Origin of the sequence: Paenibacillus sp. RRE4, assembly GCF_031844205.1 — a bacterium.
Lineage (GTDB): Bacteria > Bacillota > Bacilli > Paenibacillales > Paenibacillaceae > Paenibacillus > Paenibacillus xylanexedens_B.
Genome location: NZ_JAUZUT010000001.1, coordinates 3,093,783 through 3,117,895 on the forward strand (window position 1 = coordinate 3,093,783; position 24,113 = coordinate 3,117,895).

Here is a 24,113-nt window from a genome sequence, read left to right on the forward strand (position 1 = left end):
ATATATACTTTGTAAATTTATATTTGGTTTCATGGATTTCCAGTACCACTTATATATATGCCCCGCATAGCCTAAATATAAATAAACCCCGGTAGCTCATCTGCATTCAGCAGTGCACAGCCGAGGTTCATCATTACTATTATTTTTAGCAGTGTTACATTACATATCTCAACTTACACTCATCTCGTAAAATCATGCTGCCCAATGGTCAGCAGTGTCGTTCTGCTCTTGCTCCACTCGGACGTAGCAATCTTCGGATTGTAATAAAACAGCGCACCATGTGTTGGGTCAGCGCCATTGAGGGCTTGACGTGCAGCCTTAAACGAGGTTGCGGTTGGCTTCAGATTAAACTGACCATCGTCGACAGCGGTGAACTGACCTTTTTGAAAGATGACTTCAGAGATCGATGACGGGAACTCTCTCGATTGCACCCGGTTTAAGACAACTGCCCCCACAGCGACCTGCCCTTCAAAAGATTCCCCACGTGCTTCCCCATGGATCAACTTCGCCAACTGACGCAGCGTTTCTCCTTCGGCTTTGACCTTTTGGTTCAGTCTGTCCAGCGTCACCGGACCTGCTACACCATCGGCACGCAGTCCCTGCGCTTGTTGGAAATCGCGAACCGCGCTCTGAGTAATCGAACCGTAATAACCTGTTACTCCAGCGTCAAAATAACCAAGCTCGCTCAATTGCTCCTGTAGCTGTACCACGTGTTCACTGCGAATCCCTTGTTCCAGCTTCTGTGCTCCAGCCGAAGGTGCTGCAACGGTAAGTCCAAGTGTCATAGCGCAAGCTCCAAGTAGCATACTGACTCGGCCTGCTCTTTTGTTCGTCTTTCTACCCCTGCGATGGGTGACTTTACGACTCACGGTAATAGGTTTCATATCGTCTGCACTCGTGCGCAGATCATTCGGATCAGAATACCCATATATGATATTCATCCCTGCCTCTTCATCAATTCGCACCATTTCGTACACGCTATGCTGTTCACTCGTCATATGCATTTCGCTCATTGTATTCTTCTTATTCGTCATTTCCTTAACCCTCCATTTTTCTGAATCCAGTTATACGTCTTCCCCCTGAATCCTCTCGGATGGACATCCCGAGTGTCATTATAGGATATCGAAAATAACACGTCTATCGGACCGATGGAGCATGAAAAAATGAGTCCTGCACATATCAAAAAGAGGCATGAGCCCATGGTCGTATCAGGGTCATACCTCTTCTTATATCAACCTTGTTCCGCTTGTCCAGCCGCCATTTTCGTAGGCAAACAGACCCCCACAAAAGTTGCGCTAAAATTTTGTAACGATTATTCGGCGAGTTCCTGCCCTTTCGTTTCCCGACCCCAGAATAGCACGGCAGCTGCTCCAATGAGAATTGTCACGAAGAAAATCGTGAAAATCAGGCTGATCGGAACCGCCCGCTGAACAAGCATACCTACCATAAATGGTGCAAGTACGCCGCCGATCCGACCAACCGATGTAGCTAGTCCAACGCCTGTGGAACGAACCGAAGTCGGATACAATTCAGGGCTATATGCGTACAATCCGCCCCAGGCTCCAAGGTTGAAGAACGATAAACAGATTCCGGCGGCCAAAATGGTCGCTTCGGTTGTAGCCAGTCCAAAGGCAATCGCACTGAACGCAGTCAAAGTAAGGTAAACGACCAGTACAAATTTTCGGCCAAATCGTTCAATGAAATACGCAGCAGTAAAATAACCTGGTAGTTGTGCAATCGTCATGATCAGCACATACTGGAAACTTTTGACCAATGTAAAACCTTTCGCCATCACAACCGAAGGCAACCACAAGAACATGCCATAATACGAGAAAATAACAGTAAACCACAAAATCCATAGCATTAATGTGGTCCGGCGATGCGGTGCAGACCAGACGGTCGCAACCTTCTCACGGAACGTGATTTTATGCAATTTCGTGTGATTCTTGTACCGCGGAGGATCTTGGATGGCACGACGTAAATACAGCGCGTAGAACGCCGGAAGTGCTCCGATGGCAAATGCAATTCTCCACCCATACTCAGGGATGACAAAATTGGCAATCAGCGCCGATACAATCCAGCCCCCTGCCCAGAAGCTTTCCAATAACACAACCGCACGTCCACGTTCCGCTGTAGGCATCGATTCCGAGACCAGCGTAGATGCTACGGGCAACTCGCCACCAAGGCCAATCCCTGCAACGAGACGCAGTGCGCACAAGACTGCAAAACCAGTAGCGAGTGCTGATAGACCGCTTGCAATGGTAAAGATCAGCAACGTCCACATCAGAATCGCTTTTCGTCCAAAACGGTCTGCAAGTGCACCTGCAAGCAAGGCACCCAGTGCCATCCCGATAGAGTTGATACTTGTAAGCACCCCAACTTGTCCGGGACTAAGACTCCACTCCTTCGCGAGTGCAGCTACGATAAAGGAGATCATGCCGACCTCCATCGCATCAAACAGCCAGCTCATACCGGCACTGAACAGCAGCTTGCGCTGCTTGGGGTTCCGCAACACTTCCAATTTACTCATCAGATTATAGCTCCCTTGATCTCTATGTAGTCATTCTGACACTAAACCATTATTATGCAGAATGAACCAGAAATCAATGCAAAATACGAGGTGACGCCAATTACAACAAATATAAATGAACTCGATTTTGCGAATGATCTTTCAGTCGTCTTCTCGTCCCTCAGCCTTTAAGGGAACCTGCAGTCAGACCTGCGACAAAATAACGTTGAAGCAGCAGGAACAGCACAATCATCGGGATCGCTGTCACTAGGACACCAGTCAGCATCATCGGGTAATTCGTCACGTACTCCCCACGGAATTGCATCAGGGCAAGTGGCAAGGTCAGTTTGGACTTGCTAGTGAGCATAAGCATCGGAATAAGCAAGTCATTCCAGACCATCACCAGCAGGAACGTTGCGGTTGCTGCCAGTGAAGGTGCCGCCAGAGGCAGAGCAATCCGGGTAAAGAGTCTCCACTCGTTTGCCCCATCCATACTACCTGCTTCCAAAATTTCTGAATTTAACATACGCATGAAACCCGTCAGCATGAACACGGAAACAGGCATCAACATCGCAGCGGATACGATAATCAAGCCAGTCAGACTATCCGACCAGCCGAGCGTACGTGTGAGGGAATAGATCGGCAACATGCTGACCTGAGACGGCACGATCAAACCTGCTACAAATAGGGCAAACACAATTTTGCCTACGCTACCGCCCCAGCGGACAATGGCATAAGCAATCATGCTACTGAGTAGCAGCTCAATCGCCACTGTTCCCAGTGTTACAATCATACTGTTCCCGAAATATTGCCACATCGGCTGATTACGGAACAACCCCGTCACATTATCCCACGTAAATGGGTCCGGCCAGCTGAACGGACTGGTGAAGAAGTTGCTGCTTGTTTTGAACGAAGATACAAATACGAAATACAGCGGTACAAGGATCAGCAGTGCGTACACAAACAGAATTAGTCGATTGAACCATTTCAAAACCATATAAAATCCCTCCTTCCTCTCAACCTCACACTTATAACGAATCTCTGCATTCAACATCAACATTAATATCAACTAATTCATATTCTCCGAACACAGCTCTCGATTTTCAACCATGGTCTCACGAAAAGAAGCAATCATCTATCCGTTAATAGCTCACCCGGTCGGCACGAAGCGCCTTGAACTGTAATAACGTCAGTAGCGCGAGCAGCACCAGGAAGATCATCGAACCTGCAGAAGCTAGACCAAACGAGTAGCTACCAAAGGCTGTATGATAGATATATGTGGTCAAAATTTCAGTGGCATAGTTCGGACCTCCGTCCGTCATTGTGAAAATAAGATCAAAGGCCTTAAACGACTGGATGGTCGTATAGGCTACCACAATCGTTGCCGAAGGAGCCAGTAACGGCCAGGTTACGGTACGGAATACCTGCCATTTGCTCCCGCCATCCATACGTGCCGCTTCGTACAGTTCTGCTGGAATGCCTTGCAGACCTGCGATGAACACAATCATCATCTGTCCTGCGTGAGCCCAAACCTGTACCGCAGCGATAGAGAAAATCGCAATCTTCGGATCACCGATCCAGTTACGAGCGATGCTACTCATACCCGCCTCGTTTAACCCATAATTAATCAGTCCAATGGACGGATCATACATGAACGCCCAGATCAGACCAACGGATACCGACGACAGAATGGCCGGTAGGAAATACAGCGCCCGAAGTACCACTTTTGTCTTGGTATTACGTACCAAAAGCAGGGCCAGAACAAGTGAAATAAAAGTTTGTGCGATGACAACGGTTAACATAAACTCCACGTTATTGCCGAAGGCTTTGCGAAATACGATGCTGCTGAGACTGTCCTTGTAATTATCCAGCCCTACAAATGCATACGACGGGGATACCCCGTCCCAATCCGTAAAGGAGTAGAACAGCCCCGTCAATGTAGGAAATACGAACAATCCAACGTACAGCAGCAATCCGGGTAACAGAAACAGGGATAGCTGAATACGGTTTTTCATCGTTTATTTCCCGATATGCTGATCAATGATCGCTTGTGCTTGCTGTGCGGCTTCTTCCGGAGAAGTACCGCTTAACACAGCCTGAATGGAGTTGGTTACCGCCTTCTGGTTGTCTCCGTTCAGGATGGTAAACCGTGGCTGGAACACGGTCTTTTTGTTTGCCCATTCTCCCGCAACCTGAAGCTCGGGTGTATCATACTTCACGTCATTTAACGTTACATTCTGTCCTGTCTGGTTGGCGTATGCGCCAGCTACATCCGGCTTGCTCAGAAATTCAAGGAATTTCTTCGCTTCTTCCGGGTGTTTCGATTTGCTGTTTACCGCAAGCATGAATGTGGTCGTGTGCACTCCCTCATATTTCGCCTGATCGGCACTTACCGTAATCGGCGCTAGTAATTTTTGCTCCAGATTCGGATTTTGTTGTTTGTTCTGAGAAAGTTGATACGATCCACTTGCAAGCATCGCTGCTTTCTCTTGGATAAACAGTGCACCTGCTGCCGGGTCTTTCGTACCCAGTGCATTTTGCTGGAAGTATCCTTTATCATTCAGTTCCTTGATTTGAGTCAACGTTTTCACCCAGAACTCATCTGTCAGTTTGGCTTCGCCTGCTTCAACTTTGGTAAAAATGTCGTCACTCGGTGCATTGTTCATCACCATCGTATTCATAAATTGACCCGGACCAATGTCCGCTCCGGCAAAGGCAATCGGAATGATGCCATTGTCTTTCAGCTTCTGGCAAAGAGCGAGAAACCCTTCCCAATCCTTCGGTGGTGTGAGGCCATACTTTTCAAACAGCTTCACATTATAGATCGGGTCGTTATATACAAGCTGGTATGGAATCGCATATTGCTTGCCATCCTTCTGCCCTGCTTCGATCAGTTTCGGATTGTACGCCGACAGGAAGGATGATCCGGTCAGATCCGTGAATAATCCGGCTTTGCTGAATGCTTGGAACTGGGCGCCCGGGAAAGAAGCAAACACATCGCCCGTAGAGCCGTCACTGATTTTGGATTGCACGGTGGATTGGTACTGATCCGAAGGCAACGTCTGCATCTCCACATGGATGTTCGGATTTTCTTTTTCAAACGCGTCAATCATTTTGTTGAATGCTTCGGAATCCTCGCCGCGCCAGTGCATGAAGCTAATGGTCACTTTGCCTGAACCTGAGGAACCGTTCTCTCCGGATGATGCGTTATTTCCACCGCCGCAAGCGGACAGCAGGATGGACATCACCAGCATGCTGAGAAGCGGCAGGATCATTTTTTTGTTTTTTTTCATGAAAGACGGCCTCCTTAGTTGGTATTAACTGAATGCTGTTTCTGTCTTGTTTTCCATTTTTCGCGGATGATGGGCATCACGGCCTTGCCGAAGATTTCGGCTTCTTCCAGGTGCGGATAGCCGGACAAAATGAAAGTCGTTACGCCCAGGTCTCCGTATTCCATCAACCGTTCTGCAACCTGCTCCGCTGTACCCACGATGAGGATAGCTCCCCCGGAACGCACCACCGACAAACCTGTCCACAGGTTCGGTCCAACTACAAATTGCTGCTTCTCGGACAGTTCCCGGAGTTCATTCTGTCTGCGCTGATTGGTGGCATCCGTTTCGGCGAAAGCAGCTTTAGCCTTTTCAATCGCTTCCGGCGGCACTTTGCTGATGATCTCCCATGCGGCTGCCCAGGCCTCTTCTTCCGTATCCCGAATGAGCACCTGTGCACGCATACCATAACGGAGCTGACGATCTTGTCCCGTCTCCTCTTTCACCTGCTCGCGAATAACCTCGATCTCTTCGATCTGTTCCTGAATCCAGTCATGCGGCTCCCCCCACATCAGGAAGGTATCCGCATGTTCAACTGCCACTCGCTTTGCAATTGGAGAACTTCCTCCAAGATAGAATGGAGGGTACGGCTTCTGTACCGTCTCCGGCATGCCTACCGGGCCTTTGAATTTGTAATATTGACCGTTGAATTCAGGATTTGGTTCGCTGGATGCATCTGCACCTGATTGTGTGCCACTTCCGGCGAATTCCGTCAGATTCAAGCCTGTCGACTGCGTCCACGAACGCTTCATGACTTCCATATACTCGCTTGCGCGAACATACCGTTCATCATGCGCATGTGCCAGCGGATCACCGAGTTCTTCCAGATCTCGAACCGAACTGCCTGTAACTACGTTAATCATGGCGCGACCGCCAGAGAGCTGATCCAGTGCCGCACCCATGCGAGCCGCAAGTACGGGTGTCACCAAACCTGGGCGAATCGCGACAAGGGGACGTAATGTCTTGGTGTGACTCATTACCGCCGAGCCGACCACCCATGCGTCCAGACAGGCTCCCCCTGTCGGAATCAGTACGAATTCGAATCCGGCCGTTTCCGCCGTCTGTGCCACCTGCACCAGATAATCCAGACTTGGCTCACGTTCCGGCTCTACACCTACATACTTCCCATCTCCAGCCGTTGGTAAAAACCATCCAAATTTCATCTCTTGCTGTTCGCTCACCATCGTCATTCCCTTCTATGGATAAATAAAGTCTCATGTTGAAAATCAAGTCACGTTCGAGCACATTAGACGCTCCGGTTCCGAATCGTTCTTTCAACCGCTGTTATCCTTGGATTTTTTTGATTCCCTATTTAAAAGGTAAACATCCAATGATAAAGGCGGACGCTTCGCTTCTTCAGAATCGATTTCGTCCCCTGCGCTACGTCGTGCTTGTTCACTTTTTATCTTTCAAAAATCGCTTTACTTCTTTACATTTGTAAGAAGATATAATTACAAATACCGATTAATTAACTTGGTTTAATAGGTATGGACATCATATCAATTGATTTGTCTGTGATCAATGTCATTTCGCGGCAATTTATTTTTGTCATTTTGTGGTCGTTTTTCGAATTCATGTTTACCCGATCTTGAATTTATATAAAACCCACCTGTATAATAGGTTATAAATGAATCTTTTAGATGATATCAACGATACTTAATTATTAAAGAGGTGTTCCTGATGACCGAGCTTGAACGCATGAAGGAGGACCACCACGAGTTTTTGGATATTCTATTTTTCACTCCGTCTGAATTCGAGAAAGCCAGCGGTGCATGGCCGTTACGCATTGGTCGTAACATTGCTAAAAGCAATTATCATATAGGTCCTCGGACTACGCCTTATCATTACTTGTTATTTGTGTTGGAGGGGGAAGGTACATTTATTCAGAACGGACAGCAGTATCCCCTGAGGGCCCGAGATGCCTTCTGTCTGTTTCCGCATGTGACGCATGAGTACTGGACAGATCCCGACCATGCTTTGCAAAAAATATTTATTGCCTTTGACGGAGCATATGCCGCTGAACTGCTTTCCCGCATTGGCTTAAGTCCTGACAATCCGTATCGTTCAGGTGTACTCACACCCGAGACAGCTAGCAGTATGCGGTCGTTTATGGAGGATGTTCGCAAAACACAGGACAGTGCCAGTGACTTGGGGCGACTGATCCGGTTTCTCAGCCTTTTCGACCGCATTGCGCGCTCTCCGGCGACCAAAGACTTGCAACCGGATGTAGCCACCCCTTGGCTTCAGAAAGGCAAAGAATACATTGAACTTCATTTTGCAGGCGGGATATCGGTAGAAGGTGTGTCTGCCCATGCAGGGGTGGACCGAACCCATTTTGCCAAACAGTTTCGCAAAGCCTACGGCTTGTCCCCAGTGCAATATATTCAGCAACTCAAAATGAATCAAGCCAAACTCCTACTCGTGCAGACCACGCTGAGTTTAACGGAAGTGGCTCATTCGGTGGGTTACCCGGATTTATTTTCGTTCTCCAAAGCCTTCAAAAAGCAAGTTGGTCTGCCTCCTAACCGTTATCGGACAACGACAACGGAACAGAAGAGAGATTAGATGAGTTGGTTAAGAGAACCGGCGAGCTAACGGAGCGATTTCCTGTTCCCATGCACTAAAATATCCTGAATAAGGCAAGTCCCTCGCTCAGCGATCGGGACTTGCCTTATTCAGGTTTTCTATAAATTAGAAGAGCTAGATTCAGCTTCTGCTGCCTCTGACGAGTCGAAATCTTTTTTTCATATATCACAAGTTAAAGTACGAAAAAATCTCATCTTGCAATTCCTGAAACTTACCCCCAACATATGTAACTTATGTCCCCGTTGTTACGTTAATTCTAATGAATATATCAAAGGAGTGGTTAATCATGCGTATTTCCAAGCTTTTAATTGTGAGCGTACTAACTCTTGCTATGGCTGGTCTTGGTTCCTCCGTAAACGCGGCTTCCTCCCCCTCATCCGGCTCAACTGTAGATATCAAATCCAATGTGTTGGGCGAAAAATCATTTACAGGTCTGATCATTAAAGGGCACACCTACGTTGATCTCGACGGATTCGTGAGATGCCTTCCGTTCCAGATCAATTCCAAAGCTTTATCCTTTCAATCCGAAACCAAAACGTTTAAGGTCCTCAATGAAGACTTTGCAATGCCTACTCCAGAATTAGAGTTCAAGGTTGGAAGTGAAACGTTCCAGCACGATGGTGAGTCATTTCGGATGAATAGCCCTGTTCTTCTGATTCAAAATCGCATTTATTTTCCGCTAAAAGATGTCGTTTCGGTCTACGATATTCACGTTTCTTATGACTCGCAGACAAAAACCGTTCAGGTTAGTAAGGAATAGAGGCAGACTACGCCTGTTTTAGAAAAGTAGGATATTGCCATACGAGAACAACGAAAACAAATGAAGATGACTTTTATCTAATCGGAGATTCCAGATGTATAGGATGATCACCCGTATAACTGTACTGCTTAATGTGCCCGTCCTTGAAAAGACTATAATGATACTTATTATTAACATCGTCAGCGAATATTACGGAAGCACCATAAGGAGCCTCTGAGCTTTTGAAGGAATAGTTACCCGTTACCTCTATCATTTCTTCAGGCGAATATCCCTTTTGTTGAATTAAGTAGGCCCTGACTTTCTCTTCAGCATCATTCATTTGCACCGGATTACCAAATAAGCTGAGGTACACCCATCCAGATATCACCGCAACGAACGCCAGAGTAGCAAACAAACTGATTTTTACTCTTTTCGACATAGTGAAACCTCCATTTCCACATGCTCTAAATGATATAAAAATCCCTTCTGAGCTGCAAACAACAGGAACGAATACCCGCTGATTTGCCCAGAAGGGATGATCACTAACTTCATGTTGAAGCCTAAACTACTTCGTTTGTGATTGTGATTCTTCTTTCGGTTTCTCGGTCTTGCGGGCCAGCGGAATTCCGTTTTGCTTGGCATACCAGGCCTCATAATGATGCACAGCCACACCTGCAAACGATGAGTGTGAGGCACCGAGTTCAAACACCTTCTGCATCTCTTCGTCCATATTGCTGATGGGTTTGCGGAAAAAGGTCAGGTGATCTCCCTCGTGTGTGTCCGCGAGTTCTGCTCCAATCCAGACCTTCTTGCCCAGATCATCCGCTTCAGCCAGCTCTTCCTTGGACAGATCGTACATCTGCTGCCCGCTGTCCCGATAAGCCATAATCGCAACGGCATCGAAACGGGAGATGACCCAGCGACTGAACGTTTCCTTGCCCCCAGCCGACTGACGGGCATCCAGCCAGAATGGAATCGCTGCGCTCATATACAGTCCTGCAGCCTTTCCGGCTTCCGTCCAGACCTCCATATTGTTCTGCCACTCGGCAATGACACTGCTCTCCTCGTTCTCCCAGCGTTTTAACTGGTACGGCTCGACATCGAGCTGAATGCCTTCAAAGCGTTCATTCTTCGCAGAAGAAGAATTGTATGCCCGAACTCGTTCTATAAAAGCAAGTCCTTCTGCGCGGTTCTCGCGATAAGCCCAGTCGGCATGACCATTCAGCGCGTGCACTTCGATCTCGGCATTGCTCGCAGCCGCAATGAACTTGCGATAAGCCTCGTCGGGCACCTCATCCTGAACTTGCAGGAAAATGGTATCCACGCCCTGTTCCTTGGAGAACGCGATAATCTCAGGTGTCTGCTTGATGATGATTGACGTATCCCACAGCCAGGTTGCCTTGTGTTCCTCATGCGAAAACCATTTGAACAGCCAGGACAGGAGCAGCAGGCAGAACACCACAGCCACAATAGCCCATTTCGCCTTCCCTGCCCACTTGCCCTGTATTCTCATCAGTCGCCTCAGACGAGAACCGCTTCACTTGGTGCAAACACAGGATGTTGTACCGAGTGACCGATCTTGTAAATGTGTGAATGATTGTACGTGCGGAATGCATTACGTGTATCCAGAATAGGTACACCCAGTTCCGCAATATCATAATAAGGCAAGTCGCTGTGGTTGGTGATCAGCACGATGCAATCATACGTTTTGAACTGCTCCAGGTTAAAGGCTTGGCTGTGTACCGTTTCGCCGTGTTTGTCCTTGAATGATTCTGCATGCGGGTCATAATAGTTAACGTTTGCGCCGCTTTCCTTGAACAGCTCGTATACTTCCAGTCCTGGTGATTCACGCAGATCGGCAATATTCGGTTTGTACGACATGCCGAGCAGGAGAATGTTCGATTTGCGAACAGACTTCGCGTATTCATTCAGGATTGTTGAGGTTTTATTCAGTACATAGTACGGCATATTGTCATTGGTGGATTGCGCCAGTTCAATAAATTTGCTATAAAAACGGAATCCTTTGGCCTTCCACGACAGATACATCGGGTCGAGCGGGATGCAGTGTCCGCCAATACCCGGACCTGGATAGAATGGCATAAAGCCAAACGGTTTCGTCGCAGCCGCGTCAATAACCTCCCAAATATCGATGCCCATACGGTCACACATCATCGCCATTTCATTGACAAAGGCAATGTTGACACTGCGGAATGTGTTCTCCAGCAGTTTGGACATTTCCGCTACTTTAGGCGAAGATACCGGAACCACAGTCTCTACATATTTGCTGTACAGCGCAGTGCCTAGTTTCAGACAAGCTTCCGTTGTACCGCCGATGACCTTCGGTGTATTAAATGTGGTGAAACGACCGTTGGATGGGTCCACTCGTTCAGGTGAGAAGCACAGGAAATAGTCTTTGCCCGCCTCATGTCCGATTTTGTCCAGCTCCTGCTGGATCAACTCTTCCGTTGTACCTGGATACGTCGTACTTTCCAGTGTGATCAGCATGCCTGGTTTCATATGCAGTTTAATCTGATCCACAACCGTCTCGATGTAAGAGGTATCCGGGTCCTGATTTTCGCTGAGCGGCGTTGGTACGCAAATACTCAGTGCATCAATGACACGCAGCATGCTGTAGTCTGTTGTTGGCTGGAAACGACCGCTTTGCATTACTTTCTTCAATTCGTCGGACGAAATATCGTGAATATAGGAATCTCCATTGTAGATGCTGTCGACTTTGGAAGCATCCAGGTCAATGCCGATGACGGTGAACCCTTGATTGACCATCTCCACCGCAAGGGGAAGGCCGACGTAACCGAGGCCGACAACGCCCAGTACCGCTTCTTTATTTTCGATCGCGTTCAGTAAAGTGTGAAATTGTTGATTCTCCATGATATTCCCTCCGCGCAATATATTTGATGTTGCTTATATGAGCTGAACTAAGGGGATTTACACGGACACTTCGATGACAGAATAACCTTCTGATCGCTGTTAATGTGTAAAAAATAGTTCAGATCATATTAGATGTGGTTGTATTTAAGCGTTGTGACTCTAATCTACTTATCTTCTAGTGCAGGCAGCGTCTGATCCGGGCGTCCAGCTCCACAGGAGAGAACGGTTTGGTCATATAATCGTCTACCCCGCTACTGAAACATTGGCTGATCGTCTGCTCCACCCGCTGTTCGGTCAACACGACGATTTTAGGCGGTTGCTCCATCTCCAGCTTCTGGATATGGTGAATGAATGGAAGCCCGTCGATGCCATACAGATTTAGCTCCGTCAGCACCAGATCAGGTGTCACTTTCTCGATCAGGTCGAGTGCAGCGAGTCCATCCACTGCTTCATAGGTTTCATATCCCTGCATTTTCAAACGCAGCTGCAAAAATTCTCGAACCGTCGGATCATTATCCACGATCAGAATCCGTTCGGGGTCATCCGCCGTATGTTCCAGCGTATAGATATGAATTTCCGATGAATCCACAAGCTTCGAAGATTCGGCCATATGCTGGATCGTTGCCTTCGAAGGGCGCTCCCCCGGCGGGAAACTGGCCAGTGTGATCTGCGGATCAGCACCAGGAGCACTCTCCTGCAACTCATGCTTGATACGAAGTCCTTCATAGTGAACTTCATCGAGCGTAAGCCCTGGAAGCAGCACAGCAATGGCCTGTGTATGACTATCCTGCCATACCTGGAACGACGTATATCCCGCCTGCTCCAGATGTGTCCTGACCTGCTGCTCCGGCTGAACCTGACCTGCACAGTGAATGAACATTAAGCCACAAGCCTCGGCACCCGTTTCCTTCAATCCCTGTTCTACATTGCGGTACACATTAACGGCAGCCTCACGCTGCAATGTCGCCGTATTTGGCATGTTCTTTTCCACCCTTCTTCATGTTCTATACAAGTTCAACAAGTCGTTTACACAAATACTCCGATGACAGAACAATCTTCCAATCACTGTTATCCCCGGATTTTTTTGATCCCCTTTTCTCAAGGGAAAAATCCAGTGATAAAGGTGAACGCTACGCTTTTTCAGATTATTTCTGTCCTCTCCGTCATCGTGTAAAAATGGAGTTGAACATCTATAATGTTGTTACAGTTAAGCCGCTTTGCTTGCATCCTTGGATTCCTCAGACCAGCTTTGACGTGTCATGGTCCCCCATGAATTGTTGTTTTGCAAAAACTGAATGTGTCCCTGCAATCTCCACAGCACGCCGAGCTGATGATATCCCACAAATTTCAGGGCGGAGTAGACAAGCATTTTGACCAGATCGGACAGCTTGTTATACCGTTTGAATGCAATCTCCTCCAGAATCAATGCCCCTACACTCAGCAGATATCCGCTCACAAAGTTCAGCAGGCCAAACAAAACGAGGATCGGCCACTGGGTCATGTCCAGAAGCACGTATCCAGCCAGAGCGATCAGTCCGGTAATACGGAAATACGGATTCAGTGCTTCGAAAATAACGTTATATGGCATGGTGATTAACCCCATGACCTTATATTTCGGATTGAATAACATACCACGATTTTCCAGCATGTTTTTCAGATTCCCGCGGCCCCAGCGTTTGCGTTGGCTAGACAAAATGCGGTACGAATCTGGCGCTTGTGTCCAGCACACCGCTTCAGGACAGAAGGCGACGCGGTATTTGAGTTTATTTTCCAGCATATAGCGGTGAAGCTTGATAATAATGTTCATGTCCTCACCTGGGTAACCGTCGCGGTATCCACCTACGGCAATAACAGCATCCTTACGGAACATGCCGAATGCGCCAGAGACGATGATCAGACCATTCATGTGGCTCCAGCCGATTCGCCCGCCGAGGAAAGCTTTCAAATACTCGATAGATTGGAACATCGGCCAAATCTTGCGTGGCAAGGATACGTCCTGTACCGCACCGTTTTCGATTTTGCAGCCGTTGGCAATGCGGACATCCCCACCAATCGCAACAGTCTCTTCCGGATTCTCCATATACATGCGTGCCATGCGGATCAAAGCGTCTTTCTCCAGAAGTGAATCGGCATCGATGGAAGAGATCAGTGGATAATGGGACAAATTAATCCCTGCGTTGAGGGAGTCGGCCTTACCACCATTCTCCTTGTCGATGACATACAGATCCGGGAAGTCCGGGTTATGATAGATGCCGCGAATCTTCTGACAGGAGATTTTTCCGCGAATCTGCGTATTCGGCACCGGCTTCAGCCGGTATTCTTCCAGCAACACCTTCAAGGTGGAGTCGTTCGAACCATCATTAATGACAATAACTTCATACGTTGGATAGTTCAGTGTCATGAGGCAGTTTACATTTTCAATAATCGTCAGTTCCTCGTTGTACGCTGGCACCAGCAGGGATACCGAAGGAACCAGTTCCGAGCCGGATAACGTGTTGTACTTGGAGTAATGTGACCTCCGGAAGATCGTCCAGATGTTACGAAATGATAAGGCCAGTATGGAAAAATAAAGCGTATTAACAAACACCACATAATAGATGGCGACCATACCGTAGATTAGCAATAAATCTCTAAGCAGTGTAATCCCCTCCTACTGTTGCAACGCCTGTGCGTTTCTTGGTTGTACGGTTTTCGCCGCGCACCGGGCCAAAATAACGTTCGTACAGCAGTCTTTTTTTGTTATGTGCAATCATCTGCTCTACCGCCTTGTGGTCGGTTCCCGAATGCTGCATCGTGCTCTCGATCTGCTGCATGGCAATCTCGCGCTCTGCACCCGTTCCTTGCACTGCTGCCTGACACAAAGCTTCGAATCCCGGTTCGCCCAGCTTACTCAAACTTTCCGCGCTGTTATAGCGAACTCTCCAGTCTTCATCGCGAAGCGCCTTGCGCAGCAACGGGATGCTGCCTGATGCATGCTTCAAACCAAGTGCCTGTACCACTTCCGCCCGAACTTCCGGATCGGTGTCCTGGATCAGCTTCAGAATCGTCTCATCCTTAAGTGCTGGACTTGCACTGAGATACAGCTTCACTGCTTCGGCACGAACATCCTCATGCTCTGCTCCGACGAGTCTGTGGAGTGCAGGCATTACTTCCGGCACCGCTTGTCCCCACATCGCCACAAGTCCTACTTTGACAAAATCAGGGTTGCGATCCTCAAGCAATTCGATCAGCACACGACTCGTATCCAGGTTTGCTTCCAATAAGATGTCCGCAGCCAGATGATGAATCGATTTTCCTTTCGTTAAAAGCAGTGTAAGCATGTCTTTCAACTCGCCATGCCGGGTTGTACATCTCGCGATCGAACGTCCAATCATGATCGCCATAGGACCCGGCTTCTCATCCTTGAGAAGCTCCATTAAACCTGGAACTGCTTCGGGACAGCGCATGCCTCCGAGACGATATGCTGCATCAATCTGACGTCCGTAACGCAGACGGCCCAGCTCTTTCAGATCGTGTTCGACGAATCCGGCCTCGCGGCACAGTTCGATCAGCTTGTCACGATACTCTCCCTTGAACTGGTCAATCCATTCAATGAGCTTGTCCTGAATAACCCGGCGCTCCAGCGGAGCAAGCTTGCCTGGCGGCAGCTTGAGTGGGCTGTTCTCCGTCAATGCGGTCTGCAGATACGTGAAATAGTCTCGTTGCTTCATTTCATACAAAGCGGTTTTGCGTCGTTTGCCGTTGTGGGACATTTTCATGGCAAACAGCACGATGACGCCTACAATCACAAGTGCAATGCAGGCGATCAAAAACCAATAGGCCAAAGCTAAACTCTGGAACATGTGAAAAAGTCCTCCTTTTATACTCGCTTATGATGTTCTATGCTGATTTATTCGATCTGAAAACTAGGCATTTTTTCGTAGCTCTGCCGCATTTTTTCATAGCTTAACTTAAGTCTTTCGCTATATTCGACCTGCTCCCAAGGTTTCCAGCTGTAGACGGGTAAAGTTTTCAAATCCAGCGTTGATTGCTCGCCCCCAGGCCAGGATACCTGCTTCGTGGAACGATCCGTCAACCACGGAACCAGCGTGATACCTTCAACGGTAGTCGTAGAAAACTCCCGGCCGTTTTTCAGCGGTCCGTATTCAATCGCCTGCAAGGAGCTCGGATCACCGAAGCCAAGAAGCATCCACGGAATTCGTATCTCCACCTGATTGCCGTTATACTGCCAGGCTGTTAACGAATCAGTGTCTGCCTGTCCTGGAGCTGTCGTGCCTCGCTTTAACGTTCCCACGTTCTCCGCCATGAATGGATGCGCTGAGCGGGTATCCGGCGGGGTCATCTTCAGACTGACAGCCAGTTCCCACGGATGGAACGGATCAGCTGACTTCAATTGCTCGTCTGGAATCATGTTATATCCGTCATTGCCATACAGACGCTGGTTGAAATCATAATCCTTGGCAATCTGTACCTGGGACTCGTTATCTTTACCCAATGTGATGACCGTTTCCAGTCCGTCACTTAGCGTTTTGCCTGGCAACATGTTACTTGGCTGACTGCCGCCGGCAAGCGTATCTGTTCCAATGCGAAGCACGGTCTTCTCCGGGTCAAATGGCTGATTCAGTGTCAGGCCCACATACAGGTAAGCTTCATCATGGGTCATTTTCATTTCCTGAATACCGTTCACCTGTCCTTGCCAGACCTGAACTTCTTCATCCTTCAGCTTGTCCCAGTCATCCAGCTTGCCATCTATAGTCAGCTGTTCCTGTTTTCCTGGATCCATGGCCAGCAAACCAAACATCTTTTCGTTGGTTAACACGTTTAGCCAGTATGCCCGGCGATCTGCCGGAATTTCAAGCGGCATCGTGTTCCAGGTTTTTTTGAACCACTCATCCTGCCACATAAACAGAATCGCTCCTGCATACCCTTCGTCATAAATATCCTGCGTAAGCGAAGCGTCAATGTCTCCCTGTTGCACCTCGTTATGCCCGCCTTGATTTCGTCCACCCATACCTAGATGAGATATCCCAAGTGAGGATGGCACACCATACTCTGTAATCATTACAGGCATATCGGAAAACTCGGCTTTGAGCTTGTGCAGATAGCTTTTGTACGTGTTGTACTCGCCTTTTTCATCCTTGATGGTTTGCAGCGTCTTATCGATGTGGAATAGATCCGGATAATAAGGGTACACGTGATAGGCGGCAAAATAACCTCCATCCCATGCTTCCGGCTGAATATGCCGTGCATCTACACTGACCATATCCTCCTCATAGAGCGGCTCACCCGGATGATCCAGCACATCGGTTGTAACCCAGTTGGTAAACGTCATCGGATGTTCCCATCCATACTTTTTCTCCTGAACCGCCGTGTAGTCCAGTAGCTCTGCTAACCAATTTTCAAACGGTGATGCTTCTGCACTCCCGGAAAAGTGAACACCCTTGTACTGCGGCACATCCGCATGCACCTTATTGGTGTTGTTCACCATCCCCGGGTCCCACTCGGTACCTACATGCCAAGCCATCAAGTATTTTCCCGCATTGGTTCTGTACTTGCCGCTGGACTCTCCATTCTTGGCAGGTATGTCTGCATCGCCATATACGGCGGATACTGCTTTTTCAATCTCCTGCTTGAACCTCTGTTCAATATGATCGGCATAGGCATCCTGCTTTTCGATCAATTCCTCCTCGGGTGACCATATGCCTTGTATAAAATATAACGGCTGCTCCCGGCCGCGATTATAATCGACCAGTGCGGAGTAAAAAATCGGCTGGTGGACGGTATAGACCCGAATCACATTCGCGCCCAAATCCTGAATCTGCTCGAACCAGCGCAGGTAATCCTCCTCGGTGAGCGGAAACTCTCCCGGGTAATGTCCCGGCGAAGTGGCCCCCAGGTTCACCCCTTTAACGAACATTTCCTTCCACGTTCCATCCGGCCCGTATTGCATGAACCGGTCTCCATCGGTCTTGAATTTCATTTCCGTGCCGTTCTCCGCTGTATACGTAACAAGCTTTGGCTGCATGTAATGCCATCCGGCAAGTATTCCGCCAGTCACCACCAAGGCGCCTGTCAAAGCTGTCAGTAACCAGCGTCTTCGTCGTTGTCTGCTCATGACTTCTGATTGCTCACCTCTCTAGTATGCATCCTGCTTCCCCATAGATCGGGTTCATGCATTGCACAACCCTATGCAGGAAACATACGATCATTCCGCTTCGGATGTCCGCTTGGTAGAGATGTCAGCGGTGTAGTTCTCACTATAGCGCTAAGCCTCTGCATTGTAACTAGGCTGATGGAAGCAAACATGATATGGAACGTTCTGCCCATACTCAGCCCGTTGAGCCACCCGCCAGCACTCCAAGGCAACAATCCCGTTTGCGGTCTTTTTACATTCGTGATCTGCCGAAAAGCAAAGATGAATGCCCTGCTTATCCTGCACATCTTCACGTAATATTGTTATGTGCAACGCGGATGCAGGCACTCTTCCCCCGAAAAACATATACCCCATTAAACGCGAGTAACATTTTAAAGTTTCGCGTTTTTTACAGTATTAACCATAAAGATGACAAAATTGATACTATAGTCCGATAACGCATCACTGAAAATCCGCGTCCTATCAAGGTTTTCTGAAAAGTACTGAAAATGAAAAAAGGACATCAGTCCCCCTATCTAGGACTCTGTCCATGAACGACACTTTTACAAAAATCAAAATGAACTACCAGTCATCGCCCAGAGGTCACAGATCTCTCACATTAAATGTAAAAAGCCACATCTTATTTCCTATTTCATGTCCCTAGTCTGCTCAGCGTATAATTGTGTCCAATTTGCAAAATAATTCCGGTTGCCGCATTTTGAATTGTCCTTTATGCTTATAAAACAGGAACACTTGTTCCATACTGTAAATAAACTGTAAATGAACAGCTCTCTGCAAGGATCAGACGACAGGAGCAACATCAAGAATTGCAGATAAGGAGAGGAAACATCATGCCCCGCCAAGACAGACGTGTCATCATGCTGGCAGACTGCCAGTCATTTTACGCCAGTGTGGAGAAGTCTGCACATCCTGAGTACAGGGATCGCCCCCTCGTTGTAGCTGGTGACCCGGCGAGGCGTTCAGGTATCATTCTGGCGGCGTGTCCTCTCGCCAAGTCCTACGGTATTACAACCGCAGAACGACTGGGAGAGGCGCTTGCCAAATGTCCAGATGTTGTCGTTATTCGCCCAAGAATGGCCGAATACATCCGCGTATCCCTTCATATTACACGTATTCTCCAGTCCTATACGGATCTCGTGGAGCCCTACAGTATCGATGAGCAATTTCTCGACGTCACGGGAAGCCTCGATCTGTTCGGCAGTCCCGAAACAATTGCACGCAGCATTCAATCCAAAGTGATGGATGAAACAGGTGTTTACATTCGGATCGGCATCAGCGATACCAAGGTCGTCAGCAAAATGGCCTGTGACCTTTATGCCAAAAAGGTCCCTGGCGGCATCTACACCCTGCCAAGGAAGGATATGCCCTCCACGATCTGGGAAAAACCTGTACGCGATATGTTCATGGTTGGTTCACGCATGGCACAGCATCTCTACAAAATGGGCGTTCATACGATTGGTGATCTGGCGAATACACCGCTATCCCGGCTCAAGGAGCGCTGGGGTGTAAATGGTGAAGTGTTATGGCGTATCGCCCGCGGTATAGATGATTCTCCGGTAAAACCCGGAACATACACACACCAGCAGCAGGGGATCGGACATCAGATGACGCTACCACGGGATTACGAGACCTGGGAAGAGATTAAGGTTGTGTTGCTGGAGCTCGCAGAACTAGTCAGCCGACGTTCCCGGGACAAATCACTCATGGGGCATGTCGTTTCGGTCGGGTGTCGCGGACAGGATTACGACCGGCCAACCGGTTTTTCCCGTCAAATGAAGGTGAATGAACCGACCAACATCACAGATGAAGTATATGATGCGGCGGCAGCTCTGTTTCTGCGCCATTGGGACGGATTACCCATAAGACGCATCCATGTGTCGCTGAGCGGACTTGTACCCGATTCAGAAGTACAACTGTCCTGGTTTGACGACCGCGAACGCAAGAGAGAACTGGAGCGAGCCACGGATGATATCAAGCGCAAGTTCGGAGATACCGCTATCATGCGTGCTTCATCTCTGTGCTCGTCCGCTCAGGCGCAGGATCGTTCTCATAAAATTGGAGGTCACTATAGATGAGTAAAAAATTGCAACAAAACGGACTTTTTGAATCCTCACGCATGATGCTTCCCGAACATCGGGAAGCCTATATTCTTCATCAGGAGCAGCTTGCCCCCCGCACTCGTCCCTCCCTGGATGCCCAGGCCGCAGATGAAATGTCCCGTTTGCTGAGCAACTCCATGGTACTTGGCGACCGCGTTACGATCACGCTGTTCCACGAGCATGATGACGTTTCTTATACCGGACGTGTGCTCCGATTGGATCGCCCTGCCCGTACACTCAGACTGCTAACCGATGACGGGAATCGGGATCTTCAGATGAATCTCATTACAGGTGTGACTCCAGCAGGTGAATGGATGGATGAATAAACATGTGCGTGATGTAGCAAAATGAGCATTTCTTCACATATAGACATAGTGGGAACCCATTGATAGATGTAGCAGCTTCACGTTGTGCAGGACCGTATCCCTACTATACTTTAAGAACATAAAAAAGCAGTCGATAAAACCGATGTCTGTGCATTCTGCCTCGTTCAAAAGAAGCAAAATACCCGAAATCCGATTTATCCACTGCCTTAGAAGGGTAACCATTACGTTGCTTTTTTAATATTAGAAAAAACTCCAGTCGAACTCCTTGGACAGACGCTCGAGCAGATGAACGCCAGCGAGGCTGTTGCCTTTGCGATTAAGTGCCGGGCCAACCACACCGATGCCGAATTGTCCCGGAACAAGCGTCAGTATTCCACCAGAAACACCACTTTTGGCGGGCAATCCAACCTCGATGGCAAATTCACCAGAAGCATTGTACATCCCGCAGGTGGTCATAAAGGTTTTGGCGATCTGCACATAACGGCGGGGAATGAGTTCTTCGCTGGTAATCGGATCGGTTCCATCATGAGCGAGAACAAGTGCCATGCGAGCCAGGTCAGCACAGGTAACTTCAATAGAACAATGGCGGAAATAAACTGCCAGCACATCTTCCACATCATCTTTGATGACACCGTTATGTTTGAGGAAATAAGCGAGGGAGCGATTCAGGTGGCCACTTTCGGACTCGGAGCGAAAAACGTCTTCGTTATAACCCAATCGTTCATTGTGTGCTAACTTGCGGAAAAATTCAAGAATACGGCGAGACTTCTCTTCCTTACAATCCCCACCTACAAGTGAGGATACGGTGATCGCCCCCGCATTAATGAGGGGATTAAACGGAATGCCTGGTTCAACCAGTTCGAGCTTGATCATGGAGTCGTAATCATCGCCGGTTGGTTCTTTTCCTACATTAAAGAAGACTGCTTCTTCCCCATGATCCATCAGGGCCAGAATCAGTGTGAACACTTTGGAGATACTTTGCATGGTAAAAGGAACACCGCAATCCCCGGCAGACACATGGTTTCCTTCGGCGTCCATAATATGTATTCCCAGATCATCCTGCGATGCTTTGACCAGCTCCGGAATATAGGAAGCTACTTTCCCCTGTCCCGTATGCAGGCGGCTGGTCTCCAGCCACTCGGGCAACAGGGCATTCAGTCGTTCTATCGTTGAATCACTCATATGTCATCTCCTCCACTTTTATCTATAGAAGTATCTTACACGAGATACTAGCCCTGCAATACAACGGGGCGCTGTACTCAGGCAAGACACCTTATACTCCTTATTCTATCCTATGCATTACCCTGTGGTACGTAAAGTTACACGAATTTCTACAGGGAAAACAAAAAAGCTGCTAGAGTAACAGCTTTTATGGGGACTTTTTTCTATTCTTTGAATTAGGTTGTTCGTGGGTCACGATGGGGCTGTTCCTTCATTTTTCCAAATTCCATGAATCATATTTCAGTCTTGTTTTCCTCGCTGGTTAACAAAATCTTCCGCTCTTTCAGCCATAAGCTCCGAATCAATATTGCTAATGCCAATTCTGGCAAGTTTGTGCACGACCTGAGTCGCGGAATGTGCATTTTCAATAATGGTGTTTACGGCTTCATCAGCATCATCGACAACCCGAATATAACGTTTGAATTCCTCTTCTGTCATATTTTTGGTACCGACGAAAAGTTGATGAAGCAAACCCATCACTGGCATGTGCATCCTTTCATCAGGGGTTTCTGAATTTGTCCAGAACCGGCTGTCAAGAAACAGCATTGAAGTAATTGGAGCCTTATTATACGCGTCATTCTCACGGTAATAGACTTGAGCGGCGTCCTGGAACACTTCCTGGATTGTGCCTCCCCGCCCCTCCGAAAAAATGATACCGCAGGAAGCCAGTGTAAGAAGCACATCTTCCCGTATGCTATTGAGGAAGTATTTCGCAACGTGGGTAGCAAACGGAGTAAACGGCTCGTGGCCATAATGCCAGGTCGGCAGTGCCAAACTGCAATTGAGTGGGCTGAGTTGATCCTTGAGTTCATTTGCTATTTCCCATGCGGGAAGCATCCATTTATGGAGCTTACTTAATAATTCTTCATTAAAGGTCTGCCCATCTTTACCGATAATATTGCTCATGTTTTCCGGGAATACGTCAAACGGTTCCTCCTCCAAACGTTTCATTGCAGATTCAAGGCAGTCTGCAGACCGTCCAGCGTGAAGAGCACCAAGATGTGTTGCTTCCATACAACCAGGTCCACCACCGCTAACGACAATAAAACCAGATTCTGATAGCTTCTGGGCAATTCGTGCTACTTTACGATAGGTTTCGCTTCCTCGTCTCTCCCGATGTCCTCCCATAATTGCAACAGGACGACGGCCTGCCTGTAACTGCGTTGCCAGAAATCCGTTCATTTCGCGTACAACAGATGTATCATGCACAGCCTCCATCATCGCAGCATAAGGATCTGAGACGGTTGTACCTCCTTGTTGATGAAAATATGTAAAACACCGAAAATCTGGCGTGGCTAATAGGCTCCGTGCATCATCCGCATTAAAACCCTTAAGCAACTCAAAGGGAGTATAAAGCTTATCATGAATAGGGTTAAACGGAGGATGCGTAATCCATTCCAATGATTTTATCATAATGCTCTCCTCTTACATGTAATTTAGGGCGGCTCTATCTTATATAGATTGCACAGAAAAAAGCCGCTTTATAAGCGGCTGCAGCATGTTTCAGCATGTACTTTCATGTGTTCTAACGTCTTTATCTGTTAGGACGCAGATTCAACTCCAGAATCTCCCCTGGCAAACCGTCGTAGTCTCCCACCCAAGTCGATTCAAAATTCTGTCTAAGCAAAATCTGACGGGATGCCGCATTGGAAGGATCAATAACGGCATATAGAACCTCAATATCCGCAGCCTGAGCCTGAATAATCAGGCGGGACGCGATAGCCGTGCCCTGACCTTTGCCCCAATGCTCCGGTAGAATCATATACCCCATCTCTGCCCGGCTTGGGTTATCTTCATCCAGAATCAATTTGGCGTAGGCCACACCCGCATCATCCTGCGTGGTCACAAGGTAGTGTCCGCATAAAGAACGAAGATTGTAATCCAGCATGGCATCGAACTGAGTTCTGGCTTCCGCCTCCGGAATCGCACGCTCGGTAATGTGCTTCATGACGTCCTCATTGGAAACGAGTGCATAATAATGTTCAAAGTCCGGTTCTGTGTATTTCACAAAGTTCATGAATATGCCTCCTTGGGATAGATCATTTCAATGTCATCGTGTCGCACCCGTATATCATTTTACAGCGCGTCATCGAGTACAGTTTGCCTTTGATTCACCTAAAGTATAACAGAAGCAAAGGTAGCAATGCACATCTCGGGATGTACGTCCGCGTGGTCACGTATCTACTACACTCGACAGTGGAGATTTGGGGATTTGTGAAGCTTTTTCAAAAAAGTAAAAACGGCCTCGTCGGAGACCGCTT

20 protein-coding genes are annotated in these 24,113 nt (G+C 48.1%); 4 read left to right on the forward strand and 16 right to left on the reverse strand.

The genetic code is table 11. The features are described 5' to 3' along the window. Positions 1-179 precede the first annotated feature (179 nt). The 6 genes from Q9R46_RS13875 to Q9R46_RS13900 all read right to left on the reverse strand — a co-directional run bounded on the left by Q9R46_RS13875 (position 180) and on the right by Q9R46_RS13900 (position 7,022). A complete protein-coding gene (locus Q9R46_RS13875) occupies positions 180-1,034 on the reverse strand; it encodes a cell wall hydrolase (protein ID WP_311280436.1) in 855 nt (284 codons plus the stop codon). 278 nt (positions 1,035-1,312) lie between these two features. Beyond that, the gene (locus Q9R46_RS13880; RefSeq protein ID WP_145415522.1) at positions 1,313-2,530 is read right to left on the reverse strand and encodes an MFS transporter; all 1,218 of its coding nucleotides are present in this window, start codon (positions 2,528-2,530) and stop codon (positions 1,313-1,315) included. 160 nt (positions 2,531-2,690) lie between these two features. Beyond that, on the reverse strand, positions 2,691-3,506 hold the full coding sequence (locus Q9R46_RS13885; protein WP_145331886.1) for a carbohydrate ABC transporter permease: 816 nt from the start codon (positions 3,504-3,506) through the stop codon (positions 2,691-2,693). A gap of 145 nt (positions 3,507-3,651) precedes the next feature. Then, complete coding sequence (locus tag Q9R46_RS13890; RefSeq protein WP_186375464.1) at positions 3,652-4,524, reverse strand: carbohydrate ABC transporter permease; 873 nt, start codon at positions 4,522-4,524, stop codon at positions 3,652-3,654. A 3-nt stretch (positions 4,525-4,527) separates the two neighbouring features. Further along, entirely contained in the window at positions 4,528-5,802 is a 1,275-nt protein-coding gene (locus Q9R46_RS13895; protein WP_311280437.1) for an ABC transporter substrate-binding protein, read from the reverse strand. A gap of 14 nt (positions 5,803-5,816) precedes the next feature. Further along, the gene (locus tag Q9R46_RS13900; protein WP_397386349.1) at positions 5,817-7,022 is read right to left on the reverse strand and encodes an LLM class flavin-dependent oxidoreductase; all 1,206 of its coding nucleotides are present in this window, start codon (positions 7,020-7,022) and stop codon (positions 5,817-5,819) included. 496 nt (positions 7,023-7,518) lie between these two features. Here Q9R46_RS13900 and Q9R46_RS13905 point away from each other — a divergent pair, with 496 nt between their 5' ends. Both Q9R46_RS13905 and Q9R46_RS13910 read left to right on the forward strand, forming a co-directional pair. Continuing rightward, a complete protein-coding gene (locus Q9R46_RS13905; protein WP_311280439.1) occupies positions 7,519-8,403 on the forward strand; it encodes a helix-turn-helix transcriptional regulator in 885 nt (294 codons plus the stop codon). A gap of 307 nt (positions 8,404-8,710) precedes the next feature. After that, positions 8,711-9,184, forward strand: coding sequence for a stalk domain-containing protein (locus Q9R46_RS13910; protein ID WP_311280440.1), 474 nt, complete (start codon positions 8,711-8,713; stop codon positions 9,182-9,184). Between the two features lie 73 nt (positions 9,185-9,257). Here the strand turns inward: Q9R46_RS13910 and Q9R46_RS13915 are convergent, their stop codons facing one another. From Q9R46_RS13915 to Q9R46_RS13945, 7 genes are all read right to left on the reverse strand, one after another. Further along, positions 9,258-9,602 (reverse strand): DUF3139 domain-containing protein, encoded by a 345-nt coding sequence (locus tag Q9R46_RS13915; RefSeq protein ID WP_145415528.1) that lies wholly within the window; start codon positions 9,600-9,602, stop codon positions 9,258-9,260. Between the two features lie 126 nt (positions 9,603-9,728). Continuing rightward, positions 9,729-10,676 carry a hypothetical protein gene (locus Q9R46_RS13920; protein WP_311280441.1) on the reverse strand — a complete coding sequence of 316 codons (948 nt, stop codon included), beginning with the start codon at positions 10,674-10,676 and terminating at the stop codon, positions 9,729-9,731. An 8-nt stretch (positions 10,677-10,684) separates the two neighbouring features. After that, on the reverse strand, positions 10,685-12,052 hold the full coding sequence (locus Q9R46_RS13925) for a nucleotide sugar dehydrogenase (RefSeq protein WP_090922673.1): 1,368 nt from the start codon (positions 12,050-12,052) through the stop codon (positions 10,685-10,687). 175 nt (positions 12,053-12,227) lie between these two features. Continuing rightward, a complete protein-coding gene (locus Q9R46_RS13930) occupies positions 12,228-13,031 on the reverse strand; it encodes a response regulator transcription factor (protein ID WP_090922675.1) in 804 nt (267 codons plus the stop codon). Positions 13,032-13,259: 228 nt separating this feature from the next. Further along, a complete protein-coding gene (locus tag Q9R46_RS13935; protein ID WP_186809635.1) occupies positions 13,260-14,660 on the reverse strand; it encodes a glycosyltransferase family 2 protein in 1,401 nt (466 codons plus the stop codon). A 22-nt stretch (positions 14,661-14,682) separates the two neighbouring features. Further along, positions 14,683-15,894 carry a HEAT repeat domain-containing protein gene (locus Q9R46_RS13940; RefSeq protein ID WP_154888335.1) on the reverse strand — a complete coding sequence of 404 codons (1,212 nt, stop codon included), beginning with the start codon at positions 15,892-15,894 and terminating at the stop codon, positions 14,683-14,685. A gap of 47 nt (positions 15,895-15,941) precedes the next feature. Further along, the gene (locus tag Q9R46_RS13945; RefSeq protein WP_311280442.1) at positions 15,942-18,167 is read right to left on the reverse strand and encodes a hypothetical protein; all 2,226 of its coding nucleotides are present in this window, start codon (positions 18,165-18,167) and stop codon (positions 15,942-15,944) included. 869 nt (positions 18,168-19,036) lie between these two features. On the opposite strand from Q9R46_RS13945, the gene Q9R46_RS13950 reads away from it, so the two are divergent. Both Q9R46_RS13950 and Q9R46_RS13955 read left to right on the forward strand, forming a co-directional pair. Then, the gene (locus Q9R46_RS13950) at positions 19,037-20,281 is read left to right on the forward strand and encodes a DNA polymerase IV (protein WP_145415534.1); all 1,245 of its coding nucleotides are present in this window, start codon (positions 19,037-19,039) and stop codon (positions 20,279-20,281) included. Next, complete coding sequence (locus Q9R46_RS13955) at positions 20,278-20,631, forward strand: YolD-like family protein (RefSeq protein WP_311280443.1); 354 nt, start codon at positions 20,278-20,280, stop codon at positions 20,629-20,631. The genes Q9R46_RS13950 and Q9R46_RS13955 overlap by 4 nt, the downstream gene beginning before the upstream one ends. A gap of 240 nt (positions 20,632-20,871) precedes the next feature. Here Q9R46_RS13955 and glsA read toward each other — a convergent pair whose 3' ends face one another. The 3 genes from glsA to Q9R46_RS13970 form a co-directional block, all read right to left on the reverse strand. Next, positions 20,872-21,813 (reverse strand): glutaminase A, encoded by a 942-nt coding sequence (gene glsA, locus Q9R46_RS13960; RefSeq protein ID WP_311280444.1) that lies wholly within the window; start codon positions 21,811-21,813, stop codon positions 20,872-20,874. Between the two features lie 279 nt (positions 21,814-22,092). Further along, positions 22,093-23,265: an LOG family protein gene (locus Q9R46_RS13965; RefSeq protein ID WP_311280445.1), complete on the reverse strand. Its 1,173-nt coding sequence runs from the start codon at positions 23,263-23,265 to the stop codon at positions 22,093-22,095. 121 nt (positions 23,266-23,386) lie between these two features. After that, complete coding sequence (locus Q9R46_RS13970; RefSeq protein WP_145331902.1) at positions 23,387-23,869, reverse strand: GNAT family N-acetyltransferase; 483 nt, start codon at positions 23,867-23,869, stop codon at positions 23,387-23,389. Between the last annotated feature and the right edge of the window lie 244 nt (positions 23,870-24,113).

Coding starts and splice junctions, on each gene's coding strand:
- Q9R46_RS13890 (WP_186375464.1), bottom strand. CDS start 4,524: ATGAAAAACCGTATTCAGCTATCCCTGTTTCTGTTACCCGGATTGCTG.
- Q9R46_RS13905 (WP_311280439.1), top strand. CDS start 7,519: ATGACCGAGCTTGAACGCATGAAGGAGGACCACCACGAGTTTTTGGAT.
- Q9R46_RS13895 (WP_311280437.1), bottom strand. CDS start 5,802: ATGAAAAAAAACAAAAAAATGATCCTGCCGCTTCTCAGCATGCTGGTG.
- glsA (WP_311280444.1), bottom strand. CDS start 21,813: ATGAGTGATTCAACGATAGAACGACTGAATGCCCTGTTGCCCGAGTGG.
- Q9R46_RS13885 (WP_145331886.1), bottom strand. CDS start 3,506: ATGGTTTTGAAATGGTTCAATCGACTAATTCTGTTTGTGTACGCACTG.
- Q9R46_RS13900 (WP_397386349.1), bottom strand. CDS start 7,022: ATGGTGAGCGAACAGCAAGAGATGAAATTTGGATGGTTTTTACCAACG.
- Q9R46_RS13970 (WP_145331902.1), bottom strand. CDS start 23,869: ATGAACTTTGTGAAATACACAGAACCGGACTTTGAACATTATTATGCA.
- Q9R46_RS13875 (WP_311280436.1), bottom strand. CDS start 1,034: ATGACGAATAAGAAGAATACAATGAGCGAAATGCATATGACGAGTGAA.
- Q9R46_RS13910 (WP_311280440.1), top strand. CDS start 8,711: ATGCGTATTTCCAAGCTTTTAATTGTGAGCGTACTAACTCTTGCTATG.
- Q9R46_RS13955 (WP_311280443.1), top strand. CDS start 20,278: ATGAGTAAAAAATTGCAACAAAACGGACTTTTTGAATCCTCACGCATG.
- Q9R46_RS13965 (WP_311280445.1), bottom strand. CDS start 23,265: ATGATAAAATCATTGGAATGGATTACGCATCCTCCGTTTAACCCTATT.
- Q9R46_RS13950 (WP_145415534.1), top strand. CDS start 19,037: ATGCCCCGCCAAGACAGACGTGTCATCATGCTGGCAGACTGCCAGTCA.
- Q9R46_RS13880 (WP_145415522.1), bottom strand. CDS start 2,530: ATGAGTAAATTGGAAGTGTTGCGGAACCCCAAGCAGCGCAAGCTGCTG.
- Q9R46_RS13940 (WP_154888335.1), bottom strand. CDS start 15,894: ATGTTCCAGAGTTTAGCTTTGGCCTATTGGTTTTTGATCGCCTGCATT.
- Q9R46_RS13945 (WP_311280442.1), bottom strand. CDS start 18,167: ATGAGCAGACAACGACGAAGACGCTGGTTACTGACAGCTTTGACAGGC.
- Q9R46_RS13915 (WP_145415528.1), bottom strand. CDS start 9,602: ATGTCGAAAAGAGTAAAAATCAGTTTGTTTGCTACTCTGGCGTTCGTT.
- Q9R46_RS13920 (WP_311280441.1), bottom strand. CDS start 10,676: ATGAGAATACAGGGCAAGTGGGCAGGGAAGGCGAAATGGGCTATTGTG.
- Q9R46_RS13930 (WP_090922675.1), bottom strand. CDS start 13,031: ATGCCAAATACGGCGACATTGCAGCGTGAGGCTGCCGTTAATGTGTAC.
- Q9R46_RS13935 (WP_186809635.1), bottom strand. CDS start 14,660: ATGGTCGCCATCTATTATGTGGTGTTTGTTAATACGCTTTATTTTTCC.
- Q9R46_RS13925 (WP_090922673.1), bottom strand. CDS start 12,052: ATGGAGAATCAACAATTTCACACTTTACTGAACGCGATCGAAAATAAA.